Below are 25164 nucleotides of genomic sequence, written 5' to 3'. Positions count from 1 at the left end.
CATGCACATTGATATTGCCTGGCAGGACGTTGATACCGTTCTGCTGGACATGGACGGCACGCTGCTCGATCTCGCCTTCGATAACTATTTCTGGCAACAGCTGGTGCCACAAACCTACGGTGAGAAAACGGGTTTAACGCCGCAAGAGGCGCAAAGCGCCATCAGCCAGGCCTATCACGACGTGCAGCATACGCTAAACTGGTACTGTCTGGACTACTGGAGCGAACGGCTTGGGCTGGATATTTGCGCCATGACTACCCAACAAGGGGCGCGCGCCGTACTGCGTGAAGATACGGTTCCGTTTCTTGAAGCGTTGAAAGAAAGCGGCAAGCGCCGCATTTTGCTGACCAACGCGCACCCGCATAACCTGGCGGTTAAGCTTGAACACACGGGTCTGGCGGCGCACCTTGATTTATTACTTTCCACCCATACATTTGGTTATCCGAAAGAGGATCAGCGCTTGTGGCAGGCTGTCGCCACTCATACCGGCCTTGATCCCGCGCGGACGCTGTTCATTGATGACAGCGAGCCGATTCTCGATGCCGCCGCGACATTTGGTATTCGCTACTGTCTCGGCGTCGCCAATCCAGACTCCGGGTTGGCGGATAAGCGCTATTTGCGCCATCCGGCCATGAACGACTACCGCCGCTTACTTCCCTCGCTTCTAAAGGAGATGTAATGAAACAGCAGCCTGCGCAAGAGGTCCGCCTGGATAAATGGCTCTGGGCAGCGCGTTTTTATAAAACCCGCGCCTTTGCCCGCGAGATGATCGACGGCGGAAAGGTGCACTACAACGGGCAACGCAGCAAGCCGAGTAAAATCGTCGAGCTGAACGCTACCCTGACCCTGCGTCAGGGCAATGATGAGCGAACCGTGATCGTAAAAAGGATTACCGATCAGCGCCGTCCGGCAAGCGAAGCCGTTGAACTGTATGAAGAGACGGCAGAGAGCATTGAGAAACGCGAAAAAATGGCCCAGGCCCGCAAGCTCAATGCGCTGACCATGCCGCACCCCGATCGCCGCCCGGATAAGAAGGAGCGCCGCGATCTGATGAAATTTAAATCCGGTGGCAGCGAGTAACGCGCACCCGCAAGAGAGAAAAACATGGCCAATCAAGACCAATTACACCGCTACCTTTTTGAAAACTATGCCGTGCGCGGCGAGCTGGTAACCGTCTCCAACACCTGGAAAGAGGTGCTGGAAAACCACAACTATCCCCTGCCGGTGAAGAACCTGCTCGGCGAGTTGCTGGTCGCCACCAGCCTGCTGACCGCAACGCTGAAGTTTGCCGGTGATATTACCGTGCAGGTGCAGGGCGATGGCCCGATGAGCCTTGCGGTGATCAACGGCAACAACCGTCAGCAGATGCGCGGCGTCGCGCGCGTACAGGGCGAGATCGCGGACGATGCAAGCCTGAAAACGCTGGTGGGTAACGGTTATCTGGTGATTACCATTACGCCGGAAGAGGGCGAGCGCTACCAGGGCGTGGTTGGCCTTGAAGGCGAAACGCTGGCCGAATGCCTGGAGGATTACTTCCAGCGCTCTGAACAGCTGCCGACGCGCTTGTTTATCCGCACCGGTGATGTCGAAGGCCAGCCAGCGGCAGGCGGTATGCTGTTACAGGTGCTGCCCGCGCAGGATACCCAGGCGGAAGACTTTGAGCACCTGGCCGTGCTGACGGAAACCGTCAAAGCGGAAGAGCTCTTTACCCTGCCGGCGAATGAAGTGCTGTGGCGTCTCTATCATGAAGAAGAGGTCACCCTTTACGATCCGCAGGATGTTGAGTTTAAGTGCACCTGCTCGCGCGAGCGTTGCGCTGGCGCGCTGAAAACCCTGCCGGATGAAGAAGTGGACAGCATCCTCGCCGAAGAGGGCGAAATCGATATGCACTGCGATTATTGCGGCAACCACTACCTCTTCAATGCGATGGATATTGCGGAGATCCGCAATAACGCCTCCCCTGCTGACCCCCAGGTTCATTGATAGCAGTTATTAATCGCCGCCTCCGGGCGGCGTTTTTGTCTCGCCGATCACGTTTCCGTTAAAATCCTGCCTGTAAGTGTTACGTAATTCTCTTTCATGAAAGCGATTACAGTCACAAAGCAAAGGTTAAAAATGCCGTCCCGCGCCGTTTTAAGAACATTTCCCCGATGAATGTAATAAATTTTGGCATAATCCGTGCCGTTAAGTGACCTCAATCACAGCGTTTTCGTCAGACTGGGCTTTGAGCCAGGTAAATCTATGAACCTCGTCCCGGTTGCGGCAAAGAATCACCCCTACACTTTCAGGCAGTACATTTTGGCTAAGGAGCAGTGACATGCGTGTTAAGAGTTTAACCCCGCAAGATCTCAAGGCTTATGGAATCAACGATGTTCAGGATGTCGTTTACAACCCCGATTACGAAACGCTGTATCAAGAGGAACTTCGTCCGGACCTGGAAGGGTATGAGCGCGGCGTATTGACCACCTCAGGCGCGGTTGCCGTCGATACCGGCATCTTTACCGGCCGCTCGCCGAAGGATAAGTACATTGTTCGCGATGACACCACGCGCGACACCGTCTGGTGGTCTGATAAAGGCAAAGGCAAGAACGACAACAAACCGCTCTCGCCGGAAGTGTGGCAGCATCTGAAAGGCCTCGTCACCGAACAGCTCTCCGGCAAGCGTCTCTTTATTGTCGACGCCTTCTGCGGCGCCAACCCGGACACCCGCCTCGCGGTGCGCTTTATTACAGAAGTGGCCTGGCAGGCACATTTCGTCAAAAACATGTTTATTCGCCCGAGCGACGAAGAGCTGGCAGAGTTCACGCCGGACTTTATCGTGATGAACGGCGCGAAGTGCACCAACCCGCAGTGGAAAGAGCAGGGCCTCAACTCAGAGAACTTTGTTGCCTTCAACCTGACCGAACGTATCCAGCTGATTGGCGGGACGTGGTACGGCGGTGAGATGAAGAAAGGGATGTTCTCAATCATGAACTACCTGCTGCCGCTGCAGGGCATTGCCTCGATGCACTGCTCGGCAAACGTTGGCGAGAAAGGCGATGTTGCCGTCTTCTTTGGCCTCTCCGGCACCGGTAAAACTACCCTCTCCACCGATCCGAAGCGCCGTCTGATTGGCGATGATGAGCACGGCTGGGACGACGACGGCGTCTTCAACTTTGAAGGCGGCTGCTACGCGAAAACCATTCGTCTCTCTGAAGAGGCGGAGCCCGATATTTTCCATGCTATTCGCCGCGATGCGCTGCTGGAAAACGTCAGCGTACGCGCCGATGGCAGCATCGACTTTGACGATGCGTCGAAAACCGAGAACACCCGCGTCTCCTACCCGATTTACCATATCCAGAATATTGTTAAACCGGTCTCGAAAGCGGGTCACGCCACCAAAGTGATCTTCCTGACGGCGGATGCGTTCGGTGTGCTGCCACCGGTATCGCGCCTGACTGCCAGCCAGACGCAGTATCACTTCCTCTCCGGCTTTACCGCTAAACTCGCCGGCACCGAGCGCGGTGTCACCGAGCCGACGCCAACCTTCTCCGCCTGCTTCGGCGCAGCCTTCCTGTCGCTGCACCCGACGCAGTATGCCGAAGTGCTGGTAAAACGCATGCAGGCTTCCGGGGCGCAGGCTTACCTGGTGAATACCGGCTGGAACGGCACCGGCAAACGTATCTCCATTAAGGATACGCGCGCGATCATCGACGCCATTCTTAATGGTTCGCTGGACGATGCCGAAACCTTTACCCTGCCGATGTTTGACCTGGCGATCCCGACCTCACTGCCGGGCGTTGAGAGCCGTATTCTCGATCCGCGCGGAACTTACGCGTCGCCAGAGCAGTGGCAGGAGAAAGCCACGCAGCTGGCGAAACTCTTTATCGAGAACTTCGAGAAGTATACCGATACGCCTGCGGGTGCCGCGCTGGTCAGCGCCGGGCCGAAACTGTAATCCGCTTACGCAAGAGAGACAAAACCCGCCGGTTGGCGGGTTTTTTTATGGCGATGAATCGGTTAGCGCAGCATCCACCACTCACGCGAGCAGGCAGATTTGCCTTCCGGGCACGCTTTGCAACTGCCGGTCAGACAACCACTCGCCTCCTCTTCAACACGCACCGCGCGCCCCATGGCTTCCAGCCGCGCCAGCATGGCGTCGATCAACGCTTTGGGCGTGTGCAGGGCGAGGCTGAGCTGGCTTGCCTCCATCCGCCCCTGCAACGCCAGCAGATCGCGTACCTCAATAAGCGATGCCATTACGCTTCTCCTTAATGACAGTCGCTTGCCGGGCTGTCGCAGCAGCTGGCCACCGTTCTGCGCGTAGCCAACAGATTAACATTCACGCGGCTGCGCGCCCGGCGCAATACGCTAATCACCAGCACGTTAAACACCACTACCGCCAGGATGCAGGTCAGGCTGTAGAGCGGATGCTGATGGAAGGTGACGGTTTGATAAAAGAGCGTGGAGAGCGAGTAGGCAATATTCAGCCCCCACAGCACCGAGAAGCCCATCCAGCCGCGGCTGGCTTCGCGGGCAATCGCGCCCATTGCGGTAATGCATGGTACATAGAGCAGGACAAAAATCAGGTAGCTGTAGGCCGCAGCCGCGCTGCCGAACTTCTGGCTCATCACCCCCATGGTGCCGGTCGCCATTTCGCCGTCGCCCTTGCTGGCTTCGATCGGGTTAGCAAGCACGCTCAGGCTGAAGGTCTCTTTGATGGAACTGCCGGTCTCTTCCAGCGCGGCGATCAGTTCATCGCTCAGGCTGAATGTCGCCGGATTAAAAGCCTCCTGCGCAATATTGTCCGCGGTGTAGAGCGTGTTGAGCGTGCCGACCACCACCTCTTTTGCCATCGCGCCGGTAACCAGCCCGACCGTCGCTTGCCAGTGATCGCCCTGCACGCCAATCGGCTCTAACAGCGGGGTAAAGATGCGGCTGATGGAGGCCAGCGCCGAGTCGTTGATGTTGTGCACCGTGCGGCCATTCAGCGAGAAGCTGTTCATCGCGCTGAGGAAAATGCTGACGATGATGATCACTTTCCCGGCGCGGATAACAAAGCCTTTCAGCCGCTGCCAGGTTTGCAGCAGCAGGCTTTTCAGATGCGGAACATGGTAGACCGGCAGCTCCATCACAAACGGCGACGCTTCACCGCGCAGCAGCGTGTATTTCAGCATCAGCCCGGTGAGGATTGCCATCACCACGCCCAGCAGATAGAGCGAGAAGACCGCCACCGCACCCTGCTGGCCGAAAAAGGCGGCGGCAAAGACGGCAAAAATCGCCAGCCGCGCGCCGCAGGACATAAACGGCGCCATCATGATGGTAATCAGCCGTTCACGCGGCGCATCAAGCGTACGCGCGCCCATCACCGACGGCACGTTACAACCGAAGCCGACAATCAGCGGTACAAAGGATTTGCCCGGCAGACCGAGCGACTGCATCAGGCGGTCCATCACAAACGCGGCGCGCGCCATATAACCGGAGTCCTCAAGAAAGGACATAAACAGGTACATCATCCCCAGTTGCGGCACCAGCGGCAGCACGGTATTCACACCGCCGCCCAGCCCCTGCGCGAGAAAGACCGTTAGCCACTCCGGAAAGTGCAGCGTATAGCCGAGCCACTGAATGCCGTGGATAAAGATCGCCACCGAACCGGCATCAAAAATGGGTGAGAACGCCCCGCCAATATTGATGGCGAAGAGGAACATCAGGTACATGACAAACAGGAAGATCGGCAAGCCGAGAAAGCGGTTGAGAATGATGCGGTCGACGGCGGCGGTGAAACGGCTTGGCTCGGCGGTCAACGTATTGCTGACGGTATCGCAAATCGCGGCGATGGCCTGGTAACGCGCATCGGCGATATGCAGCGCCGGATCGTCCATCTCCGCCTGCAAGCGGGAGAGCGCGGCGCTGAGCTGAGTGTCGGAAATATCGGCGTTAGCGCGGCTATAGATATCCCCTTCCAGCATTTGCAGCCCCATCCAGCGGCGCTGCTGCCAGGGAAGCGCGTCGCGCATCTGCCCGGCCAGCGTATCCGCCTCGCGCGCCAGCGGCAGCGCGTAATGCACCAGTTCGACATTGTCATTAGCACGGTGGCGATCGATGGCGAGTTTCAGCGCCTCAATCCCGCGACCGCGCGTGGAGACCAGCGGGATCACCGGGCAGCCAAGGCGGCTGGCGAGCGCATCGATATCAATGCGCAACTTCTGCTTTTCGGCGATATCCAGCATGTTGAGGGCAATAATGCACGGCACGCCAAGCTCCAGCAGCTGTAACGTCAGGTAGAGGTTACGCTCGAGGTTGGAGGCATCCACTACGTTTATCAGCAGATCGGCATCGCCGTTCAGAATGTAGTGGCAGGCAATCTGCTCATCGAGAGAGGTTTGCGCGGAGATGGTGGTTAGCGAGTAAGTGCCGGGCAGATCAACCAGCGTGACCTGGTGGTCGGTAGTGGTAAAGAGCCCCTCTTTGCGTTCAACGGTGACCCCGGCCCAGTTGCCGACGCGCTGGCGGGCACCGGTTAACTGATTGAATAATGTCGTCTTGCCTGAATTGGGGTTGCCAATTAAGCCAATGGTCATTTTTTTCATTTTATTTCGCACCCCGCGAAAACGTTGCGATTAACGTGAAACCACTTCTAATTTAAGAAAGGCGAGATCTTTTTTTCTTAACACTAAATTAACGCGGCGCGTTTCGATATGCACCGGATCGCCCAAAGGGGCAACGCGAACAACATTAAAAGAGGAGCCGGGCAACATGCCGAGGGATAAAAGTTTCTGCCGCCATGCCGGGCTTATTTCTGGTGAGAAACCGAGAATTTTCCACGCGCTATCAGGAGAGAATTGCATAGAGCCTACTTATCTTTTCTGCGAGTCAATATCACTCATGCGTCGTTGAGACGTACGTTTGGTCATCAAAGAGAGGAGGAGTGAGCCTGTGGGTGCGATGATAATGAGAATGGTTTCTATCAGCAATCCAAAGCGTGCGCTTCCGGCGAGGATAATTAAAAAGTTACGCTCTTTTTGATGTAGCGCAATATTTGCTATATCGGAATTTTCAGGAGTAAATAGCAAATAGAGAGTGGGAATAATAAGAATAAATTTATATTTGGCAATCGAGTTTAATAACACATCGAAATATAATAAATGTCATCAATATTAGCTCACCCGCTAATGGCGCACGGAATAGCTTAAATTTCCTCACTATTTTATTCAGCGAAAAATAAAACCCTAAGCGCAACGGGCAAAATAACGGGCGGGAGAAAAAAAGCCCTCTTCGGGAGAAGAGGGCTTTTCTATTAGCGTTTCTTACCCATCGCCGCTGCCAGCGCATCCATCATCGCGCTGTTGCCGGCTGGCTGCGTGTCGCGACCGCGCGGCGCTTTCGCCGGACGGGCGGCGTTGCGGTTGCCGTTATCACGCTCATTGCCATTGCCACCGCGGCGCGGCGCGCTTTCGCCCGGCTGTTCATTGAGACGCATAGTCAGCGCGATACGCTTGCGTGGCAGATCCACTTCCAGCACTTTCACCTTCACGATATCGCCCGCTTTCACTACCGTGTGCGGATCTTCAACGAATTTATCCGCCAGCGAAGAGATATGCACCAGCCCATCCTGATGGACGCCGATATCAACGAACGCGCCGAAGTTGGTGACGTTTGTCACCGCACCTTCCAGCACCATACCCGGCTGGAGATCGTTAAGGGTTTCAACGCCTTCTGCAAAGGTCGCGGTTTTGAACTCCGGACGCGGATCGCGGCCCGGCTTCTCCAGCTCTTTGATGATGTCGGTCACCGTCGGCACGCCGAACTGCTCATCGGTAAACTCGGACGCTTTCAGCTTGCGCAGCTCGGTGCTATTGCCCATCAGATCGCGCAGAGATTGCTCAGTCGCTGCCAGAATGCGCTCCACCACCGGGTAGGTTTCCGGGTGAACGGTAGAGGCATCAAGCGGGTTATCGCCGTGGTTGATACGCAAAAAGCCCGCGCACTGCTCAAAGGCTTTCGGCCCGAGGCGGCTCACTTTCAACAGCTGCTGGCGGTTCTGGAACTGACCGTTTTCATCGCGCCAGGCAACAATGTTCTGCGCCATCATGCGGGTTAACCCGGCCACGCGCGTCAGCAGCGGCACGGAGGCGGTATTGAGATCGACACCGACGGCGTTCACGCAATCTTCCACCACCGCATCGAGTTTACGCGCCAGCTGGCTCTGGCTGACGTCATGCTGATACTGGCCGACGCCGATAGATTTCGGATCGATCTTCACCAGCTCAGCCAGCGGATCCTGTAAGCGACGGGCAATCGACACCGCGCCGCGCAGGGAGACATCCAGATCCGGGAACTCCAGCGCCGCCAGCTCAGAGGCGGAGTAAACCGACGCCCCCGCTTCGCTGACTATCACCTTCTGCGCCGTCACTTTCGGGAACTGTTTCTGCACATCGAGGAAGAAGCGCTCGGTTTCGCGTGAGGCGGTGCCGTTACCAATCGCCACCAGCTCAACGTTATGCTTTTCGCACAGCGCCGCCACGGCCACCGCCGCTTTTGCCGCCTGCCCGGTGTGTGGGTAGATGGTGTCGGTAGCGACCAGTTTGCCGGTGGCATCGACTACCGCCACTTTCACGCCGGTACGCAAACCGGGATCGAGCCCCATGGTAGCGCGCAGGCCAGCCGGTGCCGCCATCAGCAGATCGTGCAGGTTGCGGGCGAAAACGTTGATCGCCTCATCTTCCGCACGCTCACGCACCGTGCCCATCAGCTCGGTTTCCAGATGCATCAGCACTTTGATGCGCCAGGTCCAGCTCACTACGCCTTTACGCCAGCTGTCCGCCGGAGCGTTATTCAGGCGCAGGCCAAGGTGGTCGATAATAATCTGCTCGCCATGGCTCTCTTTTGGCGGCTCATCGAACTGCGGATCGGCGTTCAGCGAAAGTTGCAGAATGCCTTCGTTACGCCCGCGGAACATCGCCAGCGCGCGGTGAGAAGGGACGGTGGAGAGCGGTTCATGATGATCGAAATAGTCGCGGAACTTGGCTCCCTCCTCCTCTTTCCCGGCAACAACCGTTGAGACGAGATGGGCGTTTTTCCACAAGTAGTTACGCACTTTCGCCAGCAGCGCTGCATCTTCCGCGAAGCGCTCCATCAGGATGTAACGCGCGCCGTCGAGAGCCGCTTTGCTGTCGGCAACGCCTTTGTCGGCATCCACAAAGGTGGCAGCCAGCGCTTCAGGATCCTGCGACGGATCGTTCCACAGCGAATCCGCCAGCGGCTCGAGACCGGCTTCAATAGCGATCTGCCCGCGCGTGCGGCGTTTCGGTTTGTAGGGAAGATAGAGATCTTCGAGTTCAGTTTTGCTCAGGGTGCCGTTAATCGCCTGCGCCAGCTCATCGCTCAGTTTGCCCTGCTCGCCGATCGATTTCAGGATCGCCTGGCGGCGCTCTTCAAGCTCGCGCAGGTAGCCGAGACGGGTTTCAAGTTGACGCAGCTGCGTATCGTCCAGACCGCCGGTCACCTCTTTACGGTAACGCGCGATAAACGGGACAGTGTTGCCTTCATCAAGCAGGCGAACGGCGGATTCCACCTGTTCGGTTCGTGCCTTAAGTTCACCCGCAATAATGCGGCAGAGCGAATCATTCATCATGTCTTTCATCATCTTCTGAACAAAAAATCAGGGGACAGTTATACGGACTGACACAGCAAAATGCCAGCCGTCGGCGGGCGCTCTCAGACTCATCCGGGCACTTATTTCACATAGACGATCTCGTTGACGTACCAGGTCGCTTCACCGCCCGGTGTCTGCACCACCGCCACATCGCCGACCTCTTTTTTCAGCAGCGCGCGGGCCATCGGTGAATCGATAGAGATGTAATCTTTGCGGCCGAAAATTTCGTCGTAGCCGACAATGCGAAAACGCAGGGTGTCGCCATCGTCGTTTTCAATCTCCACCCAGGCACCAAAAAAGACCTTTCCTTCCTGTTGCGGCGAATAATCGACGATTTTTAAATTTTCGAGGCATTTTGTCAGGTAGCGCACGCGACGATCGATTTCGCGCAGGCGTTTTTTGTTGTATTGATAATCAGCGTTTTCACTGCGGTCGCCGAGGCTTGCCGCCCAGGTGACCTTTTTTGTCACTTCCGGGCGCTCCTGACGCCAGAGAAAATCGAGTTCCTGCTTCAGTTTGTCGTAACCTTCACGGGTAATCAGGGGCGTTTTCATTGATGGGCCTTATTAATGTCTTCGCTGCACTTTACAAACGGAACGCGGTAAGGTGCGGATTAATCATGCTTTATGTGATGCAATATGCATATAAGCTGCTGTTAAATATGCTTTGTAACAATTTCGACTAGAATGTATACCAGATTTCGCTGGTCGTTAACGCGCACTTTTTTAGAATACGGAAACATTATTGTCGGAACCTTTGGGAGTAAAAACAATGCAAGAGAATTATAAGATTCTGGTCGTGGATGACGATATGCGTCTGCGCGCATTGCTCGAGCGTTACCTTACTGAGCAGGGCTTCCAGGTTCGTAGCGTGGCTAACGCGGAACAAATGGATCGTTTGTTAACCCGCGAATCCTTCCATCTGATGGTGCTGGATCTGATGCTGCCGGGCGAAGATGGTCTCTCTATCTGCCGCCGTCTGCGCAGCCAGAGCAACCCGATGCCGATCATTATGGTGACGGCAAAAGGCGAAGAGGTTGACCGCATTGTCGGGCTGGAGATCGGTGCCGACGACTATATTCCCAAACCCTTCAACCCGCGTGAGCTGCTGGCGCGTATCCGTGCGGTGCTGCGTCGCCAGGCCAATGAGCTGCCGGGTGCCCCCTCTCAGGAAGAAGCAGTTATCGCCTTTGGTAAGTTCAAACTGAACCTCGGCACCCGTGAAATGTTCCGCGAAGATGAGCCGATGCCGCTAACCAGCGGTGAGTTTGCGGTGCTGAAAGCGCTGGTCAGCCATCCGCGCGAGCCGCTGTCGCGCGATAAGCTGATGAACCTGGCGCGCGGTCGTGAATACTCGGCGATGGAGCGCTCCATCGACGTGCAGATCTCCCGCCTGCGCCGCATGGTGGAAGAGGATCCGGCGCATCCGCGTTATATTCAGACCGTCTGGGGTCTGGGCTACGTATTTGTGCCGGACGGCGCTAAAGCATGATGCGAGTGCGTTTCTCGCCGCGAAGTTCCTTTGCCCGCACGCTGCTGCTCATCGTCACTTTGCTGTTCGTCAGCCTGGTGACGACGTACCTGGTGGTACTGAATTTCGCCATTTTGCCAAGCCTTCAGCAGTTCAATAAGGTTCTCGCTTACGAAGTTCGTATGCTGATGACCGATAAACTGCAGCTGGAGGATGGCACGCAGCTGGTGGTGCCCCCGGCATTTCGCCGCGAGATCTATCGCGAATTAGGCATTTCTCTCTACTCCAACGAGGCGGCGGAAGATGCCGGCCTGCGTTGGGCGCAGCACTATGAGTTTCTGAGCCAGCAGATGGCGCAGCAGCTCGGCGGCCCGACTGAAGTCCGCGTTGAGGTGAACAAAAGCTCGCCGGTGGTGTGGCTGAAAACCTGGCTGTCGCCCAATATTTGGGTGCGCGTACCGCTCACGGAAATTCATCAGGGCGATTTCTCCCCGCTCTTTCGCTATACGCTGGCGATTATGCTGTTGGCTATCGGCGGCGCGTGGCTCTTTATCCGTATTCAGAACCGACCTCTTGTTGACCTTGAACATGCCGCCCTGAAAGTGGGGAAAGGGCAGATCCCGCCGCCGCTGCGGGAGTATGGCGCATCGGAGGTGCGCTCGGTGACCCGCGCCTTTAACCAGATGGCAGCGGGCGTCAAACAGCTGGCGGATGACCGTACGCTGCTGATGGCGGGCGTCAGCCACGATCTGCGCACGCCGTTAACGCGTATCCGCCTGGCAACCGAGATGATGGGTGAAGAGGATGGCTATCTGGCTGAATCCATCAACAAAGATATCGAAGAGTGCAACGCGATTATCGAGCAGTTTATCGACTACCTGCGCACCGGCCAGGAGATGCCGATGGAAGCGGCGGATCTTAACGCCGTGCTCGGGGAAGTGATTGCGGCGGAGAGCGGCTACGAACGTGAAATCGACACCGGTCTGCAAGAGGGTGAAATCATCGTGCGCATGCATCCGCTATCGATTAAACGCGCGGTCGCCAATATGGTGGTCAACGCAGCGCGCTACGGCAATGGCTGGATCAAAGTCAGCAGCGGCACGGAGCTGAACCGCGCCTGGTTCCAGGTGGAAGATGATGGTCCGGGCATTAAGCCGGAGCAGCGCGAGCACCTTTTCCAGCCGTTTGTGCGCGGCGACAGCGCCCGTAGCACCAGCGGCACCGGTTTAGGCCTGGCGATTGTCCAGCGTATTGTTGATAACCATAACGGGCTGCTGGAGTTGGGCACCAGCGAGCGCGGCGGGCTCTGTATCCGCGCCTGGCTGCCGATCCCTGTCGTTCGCCAGAACGGACAGCTCAAAGAGGTGTAAACCTGTAGCGCTTTGCCCGGCTGGCAAAGCGCTTTTCCTTTCTACAACTTCGCTTTCAGCGCCAGCAGCGCCTCGCAAAAGGCTTGAGGGTGCGACACAAACGGCGCATGGGCCGCTTTCGGGAAGATAAATGACTCGCTTGCGGGCCACATCTCATCCAGCAGCGGCACAATCTTACGCGGCACTAATCCATCAAGATGACCATAGAGGCGCAAAAACGGCAGCGACAGGTTCTGTAATTCCTCTCGCAGATCGACCGTCTTCAAAATCTCCAGCCCGCCGTTCAGCACCTCCGTCGACGGCATATCCAGCGATAAAACGGCGCTTTTCAGCAGGCGCGCATCCTGACGCGCGGTATCGCTGCCCATGGTTTGCAACGCCAGAAAGCGCTCAACCGTGCGCTGAAAATCCTCGCTAAGCTGGTGCTGAAAACCGGCCAGCACTTCAGGTTTAATTCCCGGCCACGCGTCACGCGCGCTGAAACAGGGCGAGGAGGCGACGGTAACCAGCGCGCTTACCCGTTCCGGTGCCTGCAGCGCAATCTGGCTTGCCACCAGACCGCCGAGGCTCCAGCCGAGCCACATCGCTTTTTCCGGCGCCTGCGCTAAAACGCACTGTGCCATCTGCGCCAGGGTCTGCGCGCCAAAACCGCGGCTGCGGCCATACCCCGGAAGATCGACCAGGTGCAGCGTAAAATGCGAGCTGAGTTCCGCCGTAATGCAATCCCATACTTGTGCATTCAGCCCCCAGCCGTGCAGCAGCACAAGATGCGCATCTCCTTCGCCTTTGGTTTGCCACCAGATGTCACTCATCAGTTATCGTTCTCTTCTTTCACACAAGGAGGTGCCACATGCTAACAGTGCCGGGATTGTGCTGGCTATGCCTGATGCCATTAATGCTCAGCCACTGGGGGGTCTGTTCGCGCTGTACGCGAAGCCTGCAAAGGCGAGAAAAAGTTTGCCCTTTGTGCGGTTTATCCGCCGCCTGTGAACGCCTTCCCTGCGGGCGCTGTTTACGCCGTGCGCCGCCCTGGCAGCGGCTGATTGCCGTCAGCCGTTATGCGCCGCCGCTCAGCCTGCTGGTGCATCAGTTTAAATTCCATCCGCGCCCGGAGATGGCCCCCGCGCTGGCGCGCCTGCTGCTGCTGGCGGTCCACAGTGCGCGGCGCATCAACGCTCTGCCGCCGCCGGATATGCTGGTGAGCGTGCCGCTGCACGGTCGTCGACAGTGGCGAAGAGGGTTCAATCAGAGCGATCTGCTGTGCAGAAGCCTTTCGCGCTGGCTGCGCTGCCCTTACCCGCGCGCGGCGCTCAGGCGACAGCGGGCGACGCCGGTTCAGCATCAGCTGGCGGCACGGCTACGTAAAAGGAACGTGAAAAACGCCTTCCGTCTTGAATTGCCGGTGGCGGGTCTCCATATCGTTATTGTGGATGATGTCGTCACCACCGGCAGCACGGTCGCAGAGATCAGCCAGCTGCTTTTACGCAGCGGCGCAGCCACTGTTCAGGTCTGGTGCCTGTGTCGAACCTTGTAGACCCTCGATGATGGGCGTATTATAACCGAGTAAAATAGTCAACTATTAGGCCATTGCTATGATCCGTATTTCCGACGCTGCCCAAGCGCACTTTGTCAAACTGCTGGCGAATCAGGAAGAAGGGACACAAATCCGCGTATTTGTGATCAACCCAGGCACGCCAAACGCAGAGTGTGGTGTCTCATACTGTCCGCCGGATGCGGTCGAAGCCACCGATACCGCACTGAAATTTGAACAACTGGTTGCCTATGTCGATGAGCTGAGCGCGCCGTATCTGGAAGATGCGGAAATCGATTTTGTCACCGACCAGTTGGGTTCTCAGCTGACGCTGAAAGCTCCGAACGCCAAAATGCGTAAAGTCTCCGATGACGCCCCGCTGATGGAGCGCGTGGAGTATTTACTGCAATCGCAGATCAACCCACAGCTCGCAGGCCACGGCGGTCGCGTTACGCTGATGGAGATCACCGATGAAGGCTACGCCATTCTGCAATTCGGCGGCGGCTGTAACGGGTGCTCCATGGTTGACGTAACGCTGAAAGAAGGCATTGAGAAGCAGCTGCTGAACGAGTTCCCGGAACTCGCCGGCGTGCGCGACCTCACCGAGCACCAGCGCGGCGAGCACTCTTACTACTAAGCCTCTCTGCGCTTTGAGTATATTGCCCGGTGGCGCTTCGCTTACCGGGCCTACTCCTTTATGTAAGCCCTGACGGTTCAATCTCTATCGGGCAATCCAACAGCTCCATCTCATGAGCCTTTTCCTCCGTCCCGTAGGCCGGATAAGGCGCAGCCGCCATCCGGCAAATACCCCCCTGCTTTTGCTCAGCCGTTAGTATGACGAAGCTCTCACTTCTTACATTTTGATCCGCCGGGTGATTCTCTTTATCGGGATGTTACCCGTATCATCCCGACCGGCACCGACAAGATAAAAAACATCCGACTACAATTTTCAGCAATGGATGTAAGCCGAAACGGTGCCGCAGCGCGATTTCACCTTTTGAAAGCGGCTGCCCGAAAACACTGACGTTACCCATAACAAATTAAAGGCCAGGTAAATCATGCCATTAGTCATCGTTGCTATCGGTGTTGCTCTCCTACTGTTACTCATGATCCGTTTCAAAATGAACGGGTTTATCGCTCTGATCCTCGTCGCGCTTGCGGTGGGGATGATGCAGGGCATGCCGCTGGATGCGGTGATTAAGTCGATCAAAGCCGGTGTTGGCGGAACGCTGGGCAGTCTTGCGCTGATCATGGGCTTTGGTGCCATGCTGGGTAAGTTGCTGGCGGACTGCGGCGGTGCGCAGCGTATTGCCACCACGCTGATTGAAAAGTTTGGTCGCAAACATATCCAGTGGGCGATCGTGTTAACCGGTTTTACCGTCGGTTTCGCCCTCTTCTATGAAGTGGGTTTCGTGCTGCTGCTGCCGCTGGTCTTTACCGTCGCGGCTTCTGCGCGCATTCCCCTGCTCTATGTCGGCGTGCCGATGGCCGCGGCCCTTTCCGTGACGCACGGCTTCCTGCCGCCGCACCCGGGTCCAACCGCTATTGCCACCATTTTCCATGCTGATATGGGTAAAACCCTGCTCTACGGTACGCTGCTCGGCATTCCGACAGTGATCCTCGCTGGCCCGGTTTACGCTCGTTTCCTGAAAAACATCGATAAACCGATCCCGGAAGGGCTCTACAACTCAAAAACCTTTAGCGAAGAAGAGATGCCGGGCTTCGGCGTCAGCGTCTGGACCTCGCTGGTACCGGTGATCCTGATGGCGCTGCGTGCCGTAGCGGAGATGGTGCTGCCGAAAGGCCACGCGCTGCTGCCCTACGCTGAGTTCTTCGGCGATCCGGTGATGGCGACAATGATTGCGGTGCTGATTGCGGTCTTCACCTTTGGCCTCAATCGCGGCCGTTCGATGGACGATATCAACGACACGCTGACCAGCTCGATCAAAATCATCGCCATGATGCTGCTGATCATTGGCGGCGGCGGCGCGTTTAAGCAGGTGCTGGTCGACAGCGGCGTGGATAAGTACATCGCCTCAATGATGCATGCCACCAACCTCTCTCCGCTGTTTATGGCCTGGTCGATTGCCGCCGTGCTGCGTATTGCGCTCGGTTCCGCAACCGTCGCGGCGATTACCGCAGGTGGTATTGCAGCGCCGCTGATCGCTACAACCGGCGTCAGCCCGGAGTTGATGGTGATTGCCGTTGGCTCCGGAAGCGTGATCTTCTCGCACGTTAACGATCCGGGTTTCTGGCTGTTTAAGGAGTATTTTAACCTCACCATCGGTGAAACCATGCGTTCGTGGTCCGCGCTGGAAACCATTATTTCGGTATGTGGCCTGGTGGGTTGCTTGCTGTTGGGAATGGTGGTCTGAGGCAGGGATTGCCGGATGGCGCTTCGCTTATCCGGCCTACGAAGGTGATTCGGTGCTGCTGAAACCATATGCCGGATGGCGATTCGCTTATCCGGCCTACGAATATGATTCGGTGTGGCTGAAACCATATGCCGGATGGCGCTTCGCTTATCCGGCCTACGAATATGATTCGGTGTGGCTGAAACCACGTGCCGGATGGCGCTTCGCTTATCCGGCCTACAGGCCTGGTGTTACTGAAACGGCGTAGGCCGGATAAGGCGCAGCCGCCATCCGGCAACATGCCCGAGCGCATTACGCGACCGGGCATTTTTATTACCGTTTTCCGGCGGCCTTACGGCGACGATCGAGATCCTTAATCAGCCTGTTTACCGTCTCATCGGCAAACATCTCCTCCAGCGAAACCGCAAGCTTGCGCCGCCAGTTTTGATACTGATCGCTGGTACCGGGCACGTTAACCGGCGACGACATATCCAGCCAATCCTCCGGTTGCAGCCCCAGCAGAGCGCTGTTGCTGTCCGCAATATAGCGTTGCAAAGCGCGACTGAGGATCGACGACATCGGCATGCGTAACGCTTTTTTGCCCGCGCGCTGCGGCAAGCAGCCATGCTGATGCAGCGCCGTTAGCAGCCCCTGTTTGGCCTGCTCACGATCGTCATATAAACCGCTCAGCAGCTCCTCATCCGGATAGAGGCCCAACGTTTTGCCGAGGGTTAAATCGCCGCTCTCCCAGTAGCCGCGCAGGGTCGGCAGATCGTGAGTGGTGGCAACCGCCATTGACTGCGCCGGCCACGCTTCGGGAGCATGGAACACCTTATCGTCGTTTTCGAAATAGAGCACTTTGTAGGAGTAAACGCCGCTGCGCCGTAGCTTGCCGACGATCTCCTGCGGAACAGTACCGAGATCTTCGCCAATCACCATGCACTGGTGACGGTGACTCTCAAGGGCGAGGATCGCCAGCAGATCGTCAACCGGATAGTGAACATAGGCCCCCTGATCCGCCGTTTCACCGTAGGGGATCCACCACAGGCGCAGCATCGACATCACATGATCGATACGCAGCGCGCCGCAATTTTTCATATTCGCGCGCAGCAGATCGACAAACGGCGCATAGCCGCGCGCCTGCATGACGTGCGGATCCATCGGCGGTAAGCCCCAGTTTTGCCCCAGCGGCCCGAGAATATCCGGCGGTGCGCCAACGGAAGCTTTCAGGCAGTAAAGCTCACGGTCGCACCAGGTCTCTGCGCCGCCTTCCGCCACGCCAACCGCGAGGTCGCGATAGAGGCCAATCGGCATCTGGTAACCCTGGCTGGTTTGCCAGCACTCGGCGAACTGCGTAAATGCCAGCCACTGTAACCAGAGGTAGAAATTGACCTCATCGGCATGCTGCTGGCAAAAGGCTTTAACTTCCGGGCTGTCGATGGATTGATAGCCCTGCGGCCAGGCTGGCCAGCCCCAGCGCAGCGGATCTTCCTGCACCTGGAACGCGTGCAGCGCATCGAACGCCGCCTGCCAGTAGAGGCTGTCGCCCTCCTGCTCAACGAATGCGCGGAAGGCGGCGAACTGCTCATCCCCCTCGCCACGCTGGCTGAAACCTTGCCACGCCATGCGCAGTGCCGTCAGCTTGAGCGCAGTGACCGCCGAATAGTCGACCCACTCGCTCTCGCGGGCAGCGCGCAGCGCCTTCTGGGTGGCGGCTTTTTTCCACCACGCCTGCGCCGCTTTGCTCTGGGCAAAATCCTCTACCGCGTTAACGTCGATATAGATAATGTTCAGCCAGCGGCGAGAGGACGGGCTGTAAGGGCTGGCGCTCTCAGGGTAAGCGGGATAGAGGGCATGAATCGGGTTGAGCCCGATAAACGCGCCGCCGCGCTCGCCGACGCCTGTGAGCATCTGTTTCAGATCGCCGAAATCGCCGATCCCCCAGTTGTTTTCGGAGCGCAGCGTGTAGAGCTGCACGCAGGCACCCCACAATTTTTTACCGTCACGCAGCGCCTGCGGCTCATAACAGCGGGCGGGCGCGATAATCACCCGGCACGCCCACTGCTGCTTTTTCTGCGTCAGTGTCAGAGCGTGGTAGCCCAGCGCCAGGCCGCCTGGGAGCGGCAGATCGTCACCGCCGCTTACCTCGCCCTGGTAGGTTTTTCCCGCTTCGGTCGTCAGTTGCCACTGATATTGCCCCTTGCCGGAGACCACCAGCCGCTTCTTTTTACCGTGAATAAACACCTGTACCGCTGGCACAGGCGCAGCATTTACCGTCGCCGGGACAGGGTGCATTGCATCCAGTAACCGCTGTTTGGTCTGCGCACTGATGGACTGCGGTTTACCGTGCGCATTGATGTAATTTGGGCTGATTCCTGCCGTCAGCGCGGCCTGTTCCAGACGTTTACTCTGCATTGCGCTTCCTTAACGTTTTGCCTGCCAGATGCGGATCTGGTAATCGCGGATCGAGCGGTCAGAGCTAAACATGCCGCAGCGCGCGGTATTGAGGATCGCCGCACGCGTCCAGGCCTCCTGGTCGCGATAGAGCACATCAACCTGCTTTTGCGCCTCGACATAGGCGGCGAAATCCGCCATCACCAGGTAGGGATCGCCGCCCTGTTTGCCGATGCTGTGCAGCATCTGGTCGAAGGCATGCTTGTCGCCGCCGCTATATTTCCCGCTCTCCAGCTCTTTCAGCACCGCATCCAGCAGCTTATCTTTTTTACGCCACTTGACCGGGTCGTAACCTTTCGCTTTTAACGCCTTCACCTGCTCAACGGTGTTACCGAAGATAAAGATATTCTCTTCGCCCACCTGCTCAGCGATTTCAACGTTAGCGCCATCCAGTGTGCCGACCGTTAATGCACCGTTGAGCGCCAGCTTCATGTTGCCGGTGCCGGAAGCCTCTTTGCCCGCGGTTGAGATCTGCTCGGAGACATCCGCCGCCGGGATCAATTTTTCCGCCGCCGAGACGCAATAATCCGGCAGGAACACCACTTTCAGCTGGTCGCCAATCGACGCATCGTTGTTAATTACGTCTGCCACTTTGTTGATAGCGTAGATGATATTCTTCGCCAGGTAGTAACCCGGCGCCGCTTTTGCACCAAACAGGAAGACGCGCGGCACGCGGTTCGCCTGCGGGTTTTCGCGAATCTCCTTATAGAGCGCAATGATATGCAGCAGGCCAAGATGCTGGCGTTTGTACTCATGCAAACGCTTGATCTGAATATCGAAAATCGCTTCAGGGTTGATCACAATCCCGGTGCGCGCTTTGACAAATTCCGCTAGCCGCACTTTATTTTGCCGCTTAATGTCGCGATAGTGCTGGCGAAATGCCGCATCGTCGGCGTACTTCTCAAGATTGATTAATTGATCGAGATCGTTGGCCCACTCTTTTTTCAGCGTCTTATCGAGCAGCGCGGCCAGCAGCGGGTTGCACTGTTTGATCCAGCGGCGCGGCGTGATGCCATTGGTGACGTTATGGAATTTGCCCGGCCACAGCTGGTGGTATTCCGGGAAGAGATCTTTCACCACCAGGTCCGAGTGCAGCGCGGCCACGCCGTTAACGGCAAAGCCGCCGACTACGCAGAGGTTGGCCATGCGCACCTGCTTGTCATGCACCACCGCCAGTTTTGCCCACACCGCTTTATTGCCCGGCCAGGTCTGCTCAACCTGTGCTTTAAAACGCTCGTTGATGCGTTTGATGATCTGCATATGGCGCGGCAGCAGCGCTTTCACCAGCGACTCATCCCAGCGCTCGAGCGCTTCCGGCATCAGCGTATGGTTGGTGTAAGCAAAAGTACGGCTGGTGATCGCCCAGGCGTCATCCCAGTTCAGCTGATGCTCATCAAGCAGTACGCGCAGCAGTTCAGGAATGGCGATGGTCGGGTGGGTATCGTTCAACTGGATCACTTCGTAATCCGGCAGTTGCGCCAGCTTGCGTCCGGCCAGGTGATGACGGCGCAGAATATCTGCCACCGAGCAGGCGCACTGGAAATATTGCTGCATCAGACGCAGCTTCTTACCGGCCTGATGGTTGTCGTTCGGGTAGAGCACTTTGGTCAGCTTTTCAGCGTCGATACCCGTTTGCTCCGCGCGCAGGAAATCGCCGTCGTTGAATTTGGTGAGGTTAAACGGATGCGCGTGGGTGGCCTGCCACAGGCGCAGCGGCTGGGTAATGCCGTTGCGGTAGCCAATCACCGGCAGATCCCAGGCTTCGCCCACGAGGGTAAAGGCCGGTTGCCACTGCCCCTCTTTACTCACTTTGCCGCCAATGTTGACCTGCACATCCAGCTGTTCGTTGTGGCGGAACCACGGGTAGCTGCGGCGATGCCAGTCATCCGGCGCTTCATGCTGCTGGCCGTCGACAAAGGACTGGCGAAACAGCCCGTACTGATAGTTGAGACCATAACCGGTGGCAGGCTGGCCGACGGTCGCCATCGAGTCGAGGAAGCAGGCCGCCAGACGCCCCAGACCACCGTTGCCAAGCGCCGGATCGATCTCCTCTTCCAGCAGATCGGTCAGTTGGATATCGTGCGCCTGCAATACTTCGCCGACCGCCTCATACCAGCCGAGGTTCAGCAGGTTGTTGCCCGTCAGGCGACCAATTAAAAACTCCATTGAGATGTAGTTAACGTGGCGCTGTTCCTTCGCCGCTTTTGGCGCTGGTTGCGCTGCCAACAGTTCCGCCAGCGCGCCGCTTACGGCATGCCACCACTGGCGAGTTGTCATTTCCGTTGCAGAGTGAACCCCAAAACGCTGCCACTGGCGCGTCAGGGCCGCTTCAAATTGCGCTTTATCAAACGTTGGCTTTGTCATAAAAATCCGGGTCCTGTGTGAAGATAATCGACATTAGCGCTAGTGTGCAGATCTACGGGTAGCACTTCCTCATCCTGGCGGGGATTAGACAGGGAGGAGTAGCGGGGATGAGCGAAAAAATGTGATCGCCGCCACCTAAAATTTTTATCCTACGGTGAGCCGATAATGAAATGCCGTTTCGGTAATAAATTGTTTTACGCGCGCAGAGCACGCGGCGAAATAATATTTTATACGCGCCGACGTTACCGTTTCGCTAATTGCGCGTTGCTTTTACGCGACCTATTAATATGACCGATTTTTTCTGCGGAAAATTTGCCCGCTTTCGCCCGGCCGCCCGCTGCGTCTGGGGTCGATTTATTCGTTACTAAAATAGAACTGTGACATAGTGCAAATTCACAATCGTCAGATCCGGACATAACTTGCAATATTTCCTCATCTGTCCGAACTTATTGAGATTAATTACGAAGCACAAAAAAAATCGCATCTCAGTTCTCCCTCACAGTGAAGTGATAACTATGTTGATTCCGTCCAAATTAAGTCGCCCGGTTCGTCTCGACCATACGGTGGTGCGCGAACGTCTGCTGGCGAAACTTTCCGGCGCCAACAATTATCGGCTTGCGCTGGTAACCAGCCCTGCGGGCTACGGCAAGACCACCCTCGTCTCGCAATGGGCGGCGGGGAAAAGCGACGTCGGCTGGTTCTCGCTCGATGAGGGGGATAATCAGCAGGAGCGCTTCGCCAGCTACTTTATCGCCGCGGTGCAGCAGGCCACCGGCGGTCATTGCGTCAGCAGCGAAGTGATGGCGCAAAAACGCCAGTACGCCAGCCTGCCTTCACTCTTCTCCCAGCTGTTTGTCGAACTGACCGAATGGCAGCGCCCGCTCTACCTGGTGATTGATGATTACCATCTGATTACCAACCCGGTGATCCACGATGCGATGCGCTTCTTCCTGCGCCATCAGCCGGAAAACCTGACCCTGATTGTGCTCTCGCGTAACCTGCCGCAGCTGGGGATTGCCAACCTGCGCGTGCGCGAACAGCTGCTTGAAGTGGGCAGCCAACAGCTGGCCTTTACCCACCAGGAGGCGAAGCAGTTTTTTGACTGCCGCCTGAATGCGCCGATCGAAGCGGCTGAGAGCAGCAGGCTGTGTGATGATGTCGCCGGCTGGGCCACGGCGCTGCAACTGATCGCCCTCTCCGCCCGGCAAAACCACAGCGCGCCACACCACTCCGCGCGCCGCCTGGCGGGCATTAACGCCAGCCACCTCTCCGATTATCTGGTCGATGAGGTGCTGGATAATGTCGATCCCGCCACCCGCCAGTTCCTGCTGAAAAGTGCCCTGCTGCGCTCGATGAACGATGCGCTGATTGTGCGCGTCACCGGCGAGGAGAACGGGCAGATGCGGCTGGAGGAGATTGAGCGTCAGGGGCTTTTTTTACAGCGCATGGATGATTCCGGCGAGTGGTTTAGCTACCACCCACTGTTCGGCAATTTCCTGCGCCAGCGCTGCCAGTGGGAGCTGGCGACGGAGCTACCCAATATTCACCGCGCAGCAGCAGAGAGCTGGATGGCGCAAGGCTTCCCGAGCGAAGCGATCCACCACGCGCTGGCAGCGGGCGACGGCGTGATGCTGCGCGATATTCTGCTCAATCACGCGTGGGGGTTGTTTAACCACAGCGAGCTGAGCCTGCTGGAGGAGTCGCTGAAAGCCCTGCCGTGGGAGAGCCTGCTGGAGAACCCGCGGCTGGTGCTGCTGCAGGCGTGGCTGATGCAAAGTCAGCACCGGTATAGCGAAGTGAACACCCTGCTGGCACGCGCCGAGCAGGAGATGACGACCCAGATGGATGCCTCGCTGCACGGCGATTTCAACGCCCTGCGCGCCCAGGTGGCGATTAACGATGGCGATCCGGTGGAAGCAGAGCGGCTGGCAATGGTGGCGCTCGACGAACTGCCACTGGCTAACTACTACAGCCGGATTGTCGCCACGTCGGTACATGGCGAAGTGCTGCACTGCAAAGGCGAGCTGGCCAATTCACTGGCGGTGATGCAGCAAACCGAGCAGATGGCGCGCCGTCACGATGTCTGGCACTACGCGCTGTGGAGCCTGATCCAGCAGAGCGAAATCCTCTTCGCGCAGGGCTTTTTGCAGGCAGCGTGGGAGATGCAGGAGAAAGCCTTCGCCCTTATCCGCGAGCAGCACCTTGAACAGCTGCCGATGCATGAGTTTTTACTCCGCATCCGCGCCCAGCTTCTGTGGGCGTGGGCGCGGCTCGACGAAGCGGAAGCCGCCGCGCGTCAGGGGATGGAGGTGCTCTCTGCGCTGCAACCGCAGCAGCAGTTGCAGTGCCTGGCGCTGATTGTGCAGGTCTCGCTGGCACGTGGCGATCTGGATAACGCCCGCAGCCACCTGCACCGGCTGGAGAACCTGCTCGGCAACGGTCAGTACCACAGCGACTGGGTGTCGAACGCCGATAAAGTGCGGATGATCTACTGGCAAATGACCGGGGACAAAAACGCCGCCGCGCAGTGGCTGCGCCAGACGCCAAAACCGGCCTTTGCCAATAACCACTTCCTGCAAAGCCAGTGGCGCAACATTGCCCGCGCGCAGATCCTGCTGGGGGATTTTGACCCGGCGGAGATGGTGCTGGAGGAGTTAAACGAAAACGCGCGCAGCCTGCGCCTGATGAGCGATATCAACCGCAACCTGCTGCTGCTCAACCAGCTTTACTGGCACGCCGGGCGCAAAAACGATGCCCAGCGCGTGCTGCTTGAAGCGCTACAACTCGCCAACCGCACCGGGTTTATCAGCCACTTTGTGATTGAGGGTGAACCGATGGCGCAGCAGCTGCGCCAGCTCATTCAGCTCAACACGCTGCCGGAGTTAGATCAGCACCGCGCCCAGCGCATTCTGCGCGAAATCAACCAGCATCACCGGCATAAGTTCGCCCACTTTGATGAGAGCTTTGTCGAGCGCTTACTGACACACCCGGAAGTGCCGGAGCTGATCCGCACCAGCCCGCTGACGCAGCGCGAGTGGCAGGTGCTGGGGCTTATCTATTCGGGGTACAGCAATGAGCAGATCGCCGGTGAACTGGCTGTCGCCGCGACGACCATCAAAACCCATATCCGCAACCTCTATCAGAAGCTGGGCGTTGCCCACCGTCAGGATGCGGTGCAGCACGCCCAGCGGCTGCTGAAAATTATGGGTTATGGGGTATAACGGCTAGCAGAGTTCCAGCTGCACATTGTTGTGGCTGATCACCTGCATCACGCCTGCGGGCGGCATCACATCGGTGTAGACCGCATCGACAAGGCTGATACTGCCCATATTGACCATCGCATTGCGGCCAAACTTCGAGTGATCCACCACCAGCATCACATGGCGCGAGTTCTCAATGATCGCGCGCTTGGTGCGCACTTCATGGTAGTCAAACTCCAGCAGCGAGCCGTCTGCATCGATGCCGCTGATACCCAGGATGCCGAAATCGAGGCGGAACTGGGAGATAAAATCGAGAGTCGCTTCGCCGACAATACCGCCGTCGCGGCTGCGCAGTTCGCCGCCCGCCAGAATGACGCGGAAATCTGACTTTTTCATCAAGGTATTAGCGACGTTAAGGTTGTTGGTGACAACCCGCAGTTCGCTGTGGTCGAGCAGCGCATGGGCGACCGCTTCCGGCGTGGTGCCGATATCGATAAACAGCGTCGCGCCGTTGGGGATCTGCTCGGCCACGCGGCGGGCAATACGCTCTTTTTCCGCCGCCAGCGTCGTTTTCCGGTCGTGCCACGAGGTGTTTTCCGAGCTGGAAGGCAGCGCCGCACCGCCGTGGTGACGCAAGATTTTGTTCTGATCGGCCAGATCGTTCAGATCGCGGCGAATTGTCTGCGGGCTGACGGAGAACTGTTCAACCAGCTCTTCGGTGCTGACATATCCCTGTTGTTTAACCAGCTCGATAATCGCGTCGTGACGCTGTGTCTGTTTCATCATG

General features: G+C 57.5%; 19 protein-coding genes. 10 read left to right on the top strand and 9 right to left on the bottom strand.

What is annotated here, in order from left to right:
* The first annotated feature begins 1 nt into the window (after position 1).
* From yrfG to pckA, 4 genes are all read left to right on the top strand, one after another.
* Positions 2-679: a GMP/IMP nucleotidase gene (gene yrfG / locus EH164_RS01585; protein WP_124967117.1), complete on the top strand. Its 678-nt coding sequence runs from the start codon at positions 2-4 to the stop codon at positions 677-679.
* Positions 679-1080, top strand: a complete 402-nt coding sequence (gene hslR / locus EH164_RS01580) for a ribosome-associated heat shock protein Hsp15 (protein WP_023481974.1) — start codon at positions 679-681, stop codon at positions 1078-1080. The genes yrfG and hslR overlap by 1 nt, the downstream gene beginning before the upstream one ends.
* A gap of 24 nt (positions 1081-1104) precedes the next feature.
* The gene (gene hslO / locus EH164_RS01575; RefSeq protein ID WP_054802627.1) at positions 1105-1983 is read left to right on the top strand and encodes an Hsp33 family molecular chaperone HslO; all 879 of its coding nucleotides are present in this window, start codon (positions 1105-1107) and stop codon (positions 1981-1983) included.
* A gap of 334 nt (positions 1984-2317) precedes the next feature.
* Complete coding sequence (pckA, locus tag EH164_RS01570; RefSeq protein WP_124967116.1) at positions 2318-3937, top strand: phosphoenolpyruvate carboxykinase (ATP); 1620 nt, start codon at positions 2318-2320, stop codon at positions 3935-3937.
* A 62-nt stretch (positions 3938-3999) separates the two neighbouring features.
* Here the strand turns inward: pckA and feoC are convergent, their stop codons facing one another.
* The 5 genes from feoC to greB form a co-directional block, all read right to left on the bottom strand.
* Positions 4000-4239 (bottom strand): [Fe-S]-dependent transcriptional repressor FeoC, encoded by a 240-nt coding sequence (gene feoC / locus EH164_RS01565; protein ID WP_124967115.1) that lies wholly within the window; start codon positions 4237-4239, stop codon positions 4000-4002.
* Positions 4240-4250: 11 nt separating this feature from the next.
* Complete coding sequence (gene feoB / locus EH164_RS01560) at positions 4251-6569, bottom strand: Fe(2+) transporter permease subunit FeoB (protein WP_124967114.1); 2319 nt, start codon at positions 6567-6569, stop codon at positions 4251-4253.
* Positions 6570-6599: 30 nt separating this feature from the next.
* Positions 6600-6827, bottom strand: a complete 228-nt coding sequence (gene feoA / locus EH164_RS01555) for a ferrous iron transporter A (RefSeq protein ID WP_023482091.1) — start codon at positions 6825-6827, stop codon at positions 6600-6602.
* 449 nt (positions 6828-7276) lie between these two features.
* Positions 7277-9613 carry a Tex family protein gene (locus EH164_RS01550; protein WP_124971214.1) on the bottom strand — a complete coding sequence of 779 codons (2337 nt, stop codon included), beginning with the start codon at positions 9611-9613 and terminating at the stop codon, positions 7277-7279.
* A 101-nt stretch (positions 9614-9714) separates the two neighbouring features.
* Entirely contained in the window at positions 9715-10188 is a 474-nt protein-coding gene (greB, locus tag EH164_RS01545) for a transcription elongation factor GreB (RefSeq protein WP_023482054.1), read from the bottom strand.
* Between the two features lie 217 nt (positions 10189-10405).
* Here greB and ompR point away from each other — a divergent pair, with 217 nt between their 5' ends.
* Both ompR and envZ read left to right on the top strand, forming a co-directional pair.
* The gene (gene ompR / locus EH164_RS01540; protein ID WP_006177890.1) at positions 10406-11125 is read left to right on the top strand and encodes a two-component system response regulator OmpR; all 720 of its coding nucleotides are present in this window, start codon (positions 10406-10408) and stop codon (positions 11123-11125) included.
* The gene (envZ, locus tag EH164_RS01535; protein WP_094422385.1) at positions 11122-12474 is read left to right on the top strand and encodes a two-component system sensor histidine kinase EnvZ; all 1353 of its coding nucleotides are present in this window, start codon (positions 11122-11124) and stop codon (positions 12472-12474) included. Before ompR ends, envZ begins: the two co-directional genes overlap by 4 nt.
* Positions 12475-12515: 41 nt before the next feature.
* Here envZ and bioH read toward each other — a convergent pair whose 3' ends face one another.
* The gene (gene bioH, locus EH164_RS01530) at positions 12516-13286 is read right to left on the bottom strand and encodes a pimeloyl-ACP methyl ester esterase BioH (RefSeq protein ID WP_124967113.1); all 771 of its coding nucleotides are present in this window, start codon (positions 13284-13286) and stop codon (positions 12516-12518) included.
* A 38-nt stretch (positions 13287-13324) separates the two neighbouring features.
* On the opposite strand from bioH, the gene gntX reads away from it, so the two are divergent.
* From gntX to gntT, 3 genes are all read left to right on the top strand, one after another.
* On the top strand, positions 13325-14008 hold the full coding sequence (gene gntX / locus EH164_RS01525) for a DNA utilization protein GntX (RefSeq protein WP_124967112.1): 684 nt from the start codon (positions 13325-13327) through the stop codon (positions 14006-14008).
* 58 nt (positions 14009-14066) lie between these two features.
* Complete coding sequence (gene nfuA / locus EH164_RS01520) at positions 14067-14642, top strand: Fe-S biogenesis protein NfuA (protein ID WP_023481993.1); 576 nt, start codon at positions 14067-14069, stop codon at positions 14640-14642.
* A gap of 421 nt (positions 14643-15063) precedes the next feature.
* Positions 15064-16380, top strand: a complete 1317-nt coding sequence (gntT, locus tag EH164_RS01515) for a gluconate transporter (RefSeq protein WP_042712874.1) — start codon at positions 15064-15066, stop codon at positions 16378-16380.
* A gap of 312 nt (positions 16381-16692) precedes the next feature.
* Here gntT and malQ read toward each other — a convergent pair whose 3' ends face one another.
* The gene (gene malQ / locus EH164_RS01510; RefSeq protein WP_124967111.1) at positions 16693-18774 is read right to left on the bottom strand and encodes a 4-alpha-glucanotransferase; all 2082 of its coding nucleotides are present in this window, start codon (positions 18772-18774) and stop codon (positions 16693-16695) included.
* A gap of 9 nt (positions 18775-18783) precedes the next feature.
* Positions 18784-21177, bottom strand: a complete 2394-nt coding sequence (gene malP / locus EH164_RS01505) for a maltodextrin phosphorylase (RefSeq protein WP_124967110.1) — start codon at positions 21175-21177, stop codon at positions 18784-18786.
* 515 nt (positions 21178-21692) lie between these two features.
* Between malP and malT the strand changes: the two genes are divergently transcribed.
* On the top strand, positions 21693-24398 hold the full coding sequence (malT, locus tag EH164_RS01500; RefSeq protein ID WP_124967109.1) for an HTH-type transcriptional regulator MalT: 2706 nt from the start codon (positions 21693-21695) through the stop codon (positions 24396-24398).
* A gap of 3 nt (positions 24399-24401) precedes the next feature.
* On the opposite strand, the gene EH164_RS01495 is transcribed toward malT, so the two are convergent.
* On the bottom strand, positions 24402-25160 hold the full coding sequence (locus EH164_RS01495; protein WP_023482097.1) for a DeoR/GlpR family transcriptional regulator: 759 nt from the start codon (positions 25158-25160) through the stop codon (positions 24402-24404).
* Between the last annotated feature and the right edge of the window lie 4 nt (positions 25161-25164).

The sequence above is a fragment of the Kosakonia sp. CCTCC M2018092 genome (assembly GCF_003864115.1).
Lineage (GTDB): Bacteria > Pseudomonadota > Gammaproteobacteria > Enterobacterales > Enterobacteriaceae > Kosakonia > Kosakonia cowanii.
This window is presented reverse-complemented; position numbering and strand designations above follow the sequence as displayed.

Excerpts from the sequence above, each read along its gene's own strand:
- yrfG (WP_124967117.1), top strand. The coding sequence starts at position 2 with ATGCACATTGATATTGCCTGGCAGGACGTTGATACCGTTCTGCTGGAC.
- hslR (WP_023481974.1), top strand. The coding sequence starts at position 679 with ATGAAACAGCAGCCTGCGCAAGAGGTCCGCCTGGATAAATGGCTCTGG.
- hslO (WP_054802627.1), top strand. The coding sequence starts at position 1,105 with ATGGCCAATCAAGACCAATTACACCGCTACCTTTTTGAAAACTATGCC.
- pckA (WP_124967116.1), top strand. The coding sequence starts at position 2,318 with ATGCGTGTTAAGAGTTTAACCCCGCAAGATCTCAAGGCTTATGGAATC.
- feoC (WP_124967115.1), bottom strand. The coding sequence starts at position 4,239 with ATGGCATCGCTTATTGAGGTACGCGATCTGCTGGCGTTGCAGGGGCGG.
- feoB (WP_124967114.1), bottom strand. The coding sequence starts at position 6,569 with ATGAAAAAAATGACCATTGGCTTAATTGGCAACCCCAATTCAGGCAAG.
- feoA (WP_023482091.1), bottom strand. The coding sequence starts at position 6,827 with ATGCAATTCTCTCCTGATAGCGCGTGGAAAATTCTCGGTTTCTCACCA.
- EH164_RS01550 (WP_124971214.1), bottom strand. The coding sequence starts at position 9,613 with ATGATGAATGATTCGCTCTGCCGCATTATTGCGGGTGAACTTAAGGCA.
- greB (WP_023482054.1), bottom strand. The coding sequence starts at position 10,188 with ATGAAAACGCCCCTGATTACCCGTGAAGGTTACGACAAACTGAAGCAG.
- ompR (WP_006177890.1), top strand. The coding sequence starts at position 10,406 with ATGCAAGAGAATTATAAGATTCTGGTCGTGGATGACGATATGCGTCTG.
- envZ (WP_094422385.1), top strand. The coding sequence starts at position 11,122 with ATGATGCGAGTGCGTTTCTCGCCGCGAAGTTCCTTTGCCCGCACGCTG.
- bioH (WP_124967113.1), bottom strand. The coding sequence starts at position 13,286 with ATGAGTGACATCTGGTGGCAAACCAAAGGCGAAGGAGATGCGCATCTT.
- gntX (WP_124967112.1), top strand. The coding sequence starts at position 13,325 with ATGCTAACAGTGCCGGGATTGTGCTGGCTATGCCTGATGCCATTAATG.
- nfuA (WP_023481993.1), top strand. The coding sequence starts at position 14,067 with ATGATCCGTATTTCCGACGCTGCCCAAGCGCACTTTGTCAAACTGCTG.
- gntT (WP_042712874.1), top strand. The coding sequence starts at position 15,064 with ATGCCATTAGTCATCGTTGCTATCGGTGTTGCTCTCCTACTGTTACTC.
- malQ (WP_124967111.1), bottom strand. The coding sequence starts at position 18,774 with ATGCAGAGTAAACGTCTGGAACAGGCCGCGCTGACGGCAGGAATCAGC.
- malP (WP_124967110.1), bottom strand. The coding sequence starts at position 21,177 with ATGACAAAGCCAACGTTTGATAAAGCGCAATTTGAAGCGGCCCTGACG.
- malT (WP_124967109.1), top strand. The coding sequence starts at position 21,693 with ATGTTGATTCCGTCCAAATTAAGTCGCCCGGTTCGTCTCGACCATACG.
- EH164_RS01495 (WP_023482097.1), bottom strand. The coding sequence starts at position 25,160 with ATGAAACAGACACAGCGTCACGACGCGATTATCGAGCTGGTTAAACAA.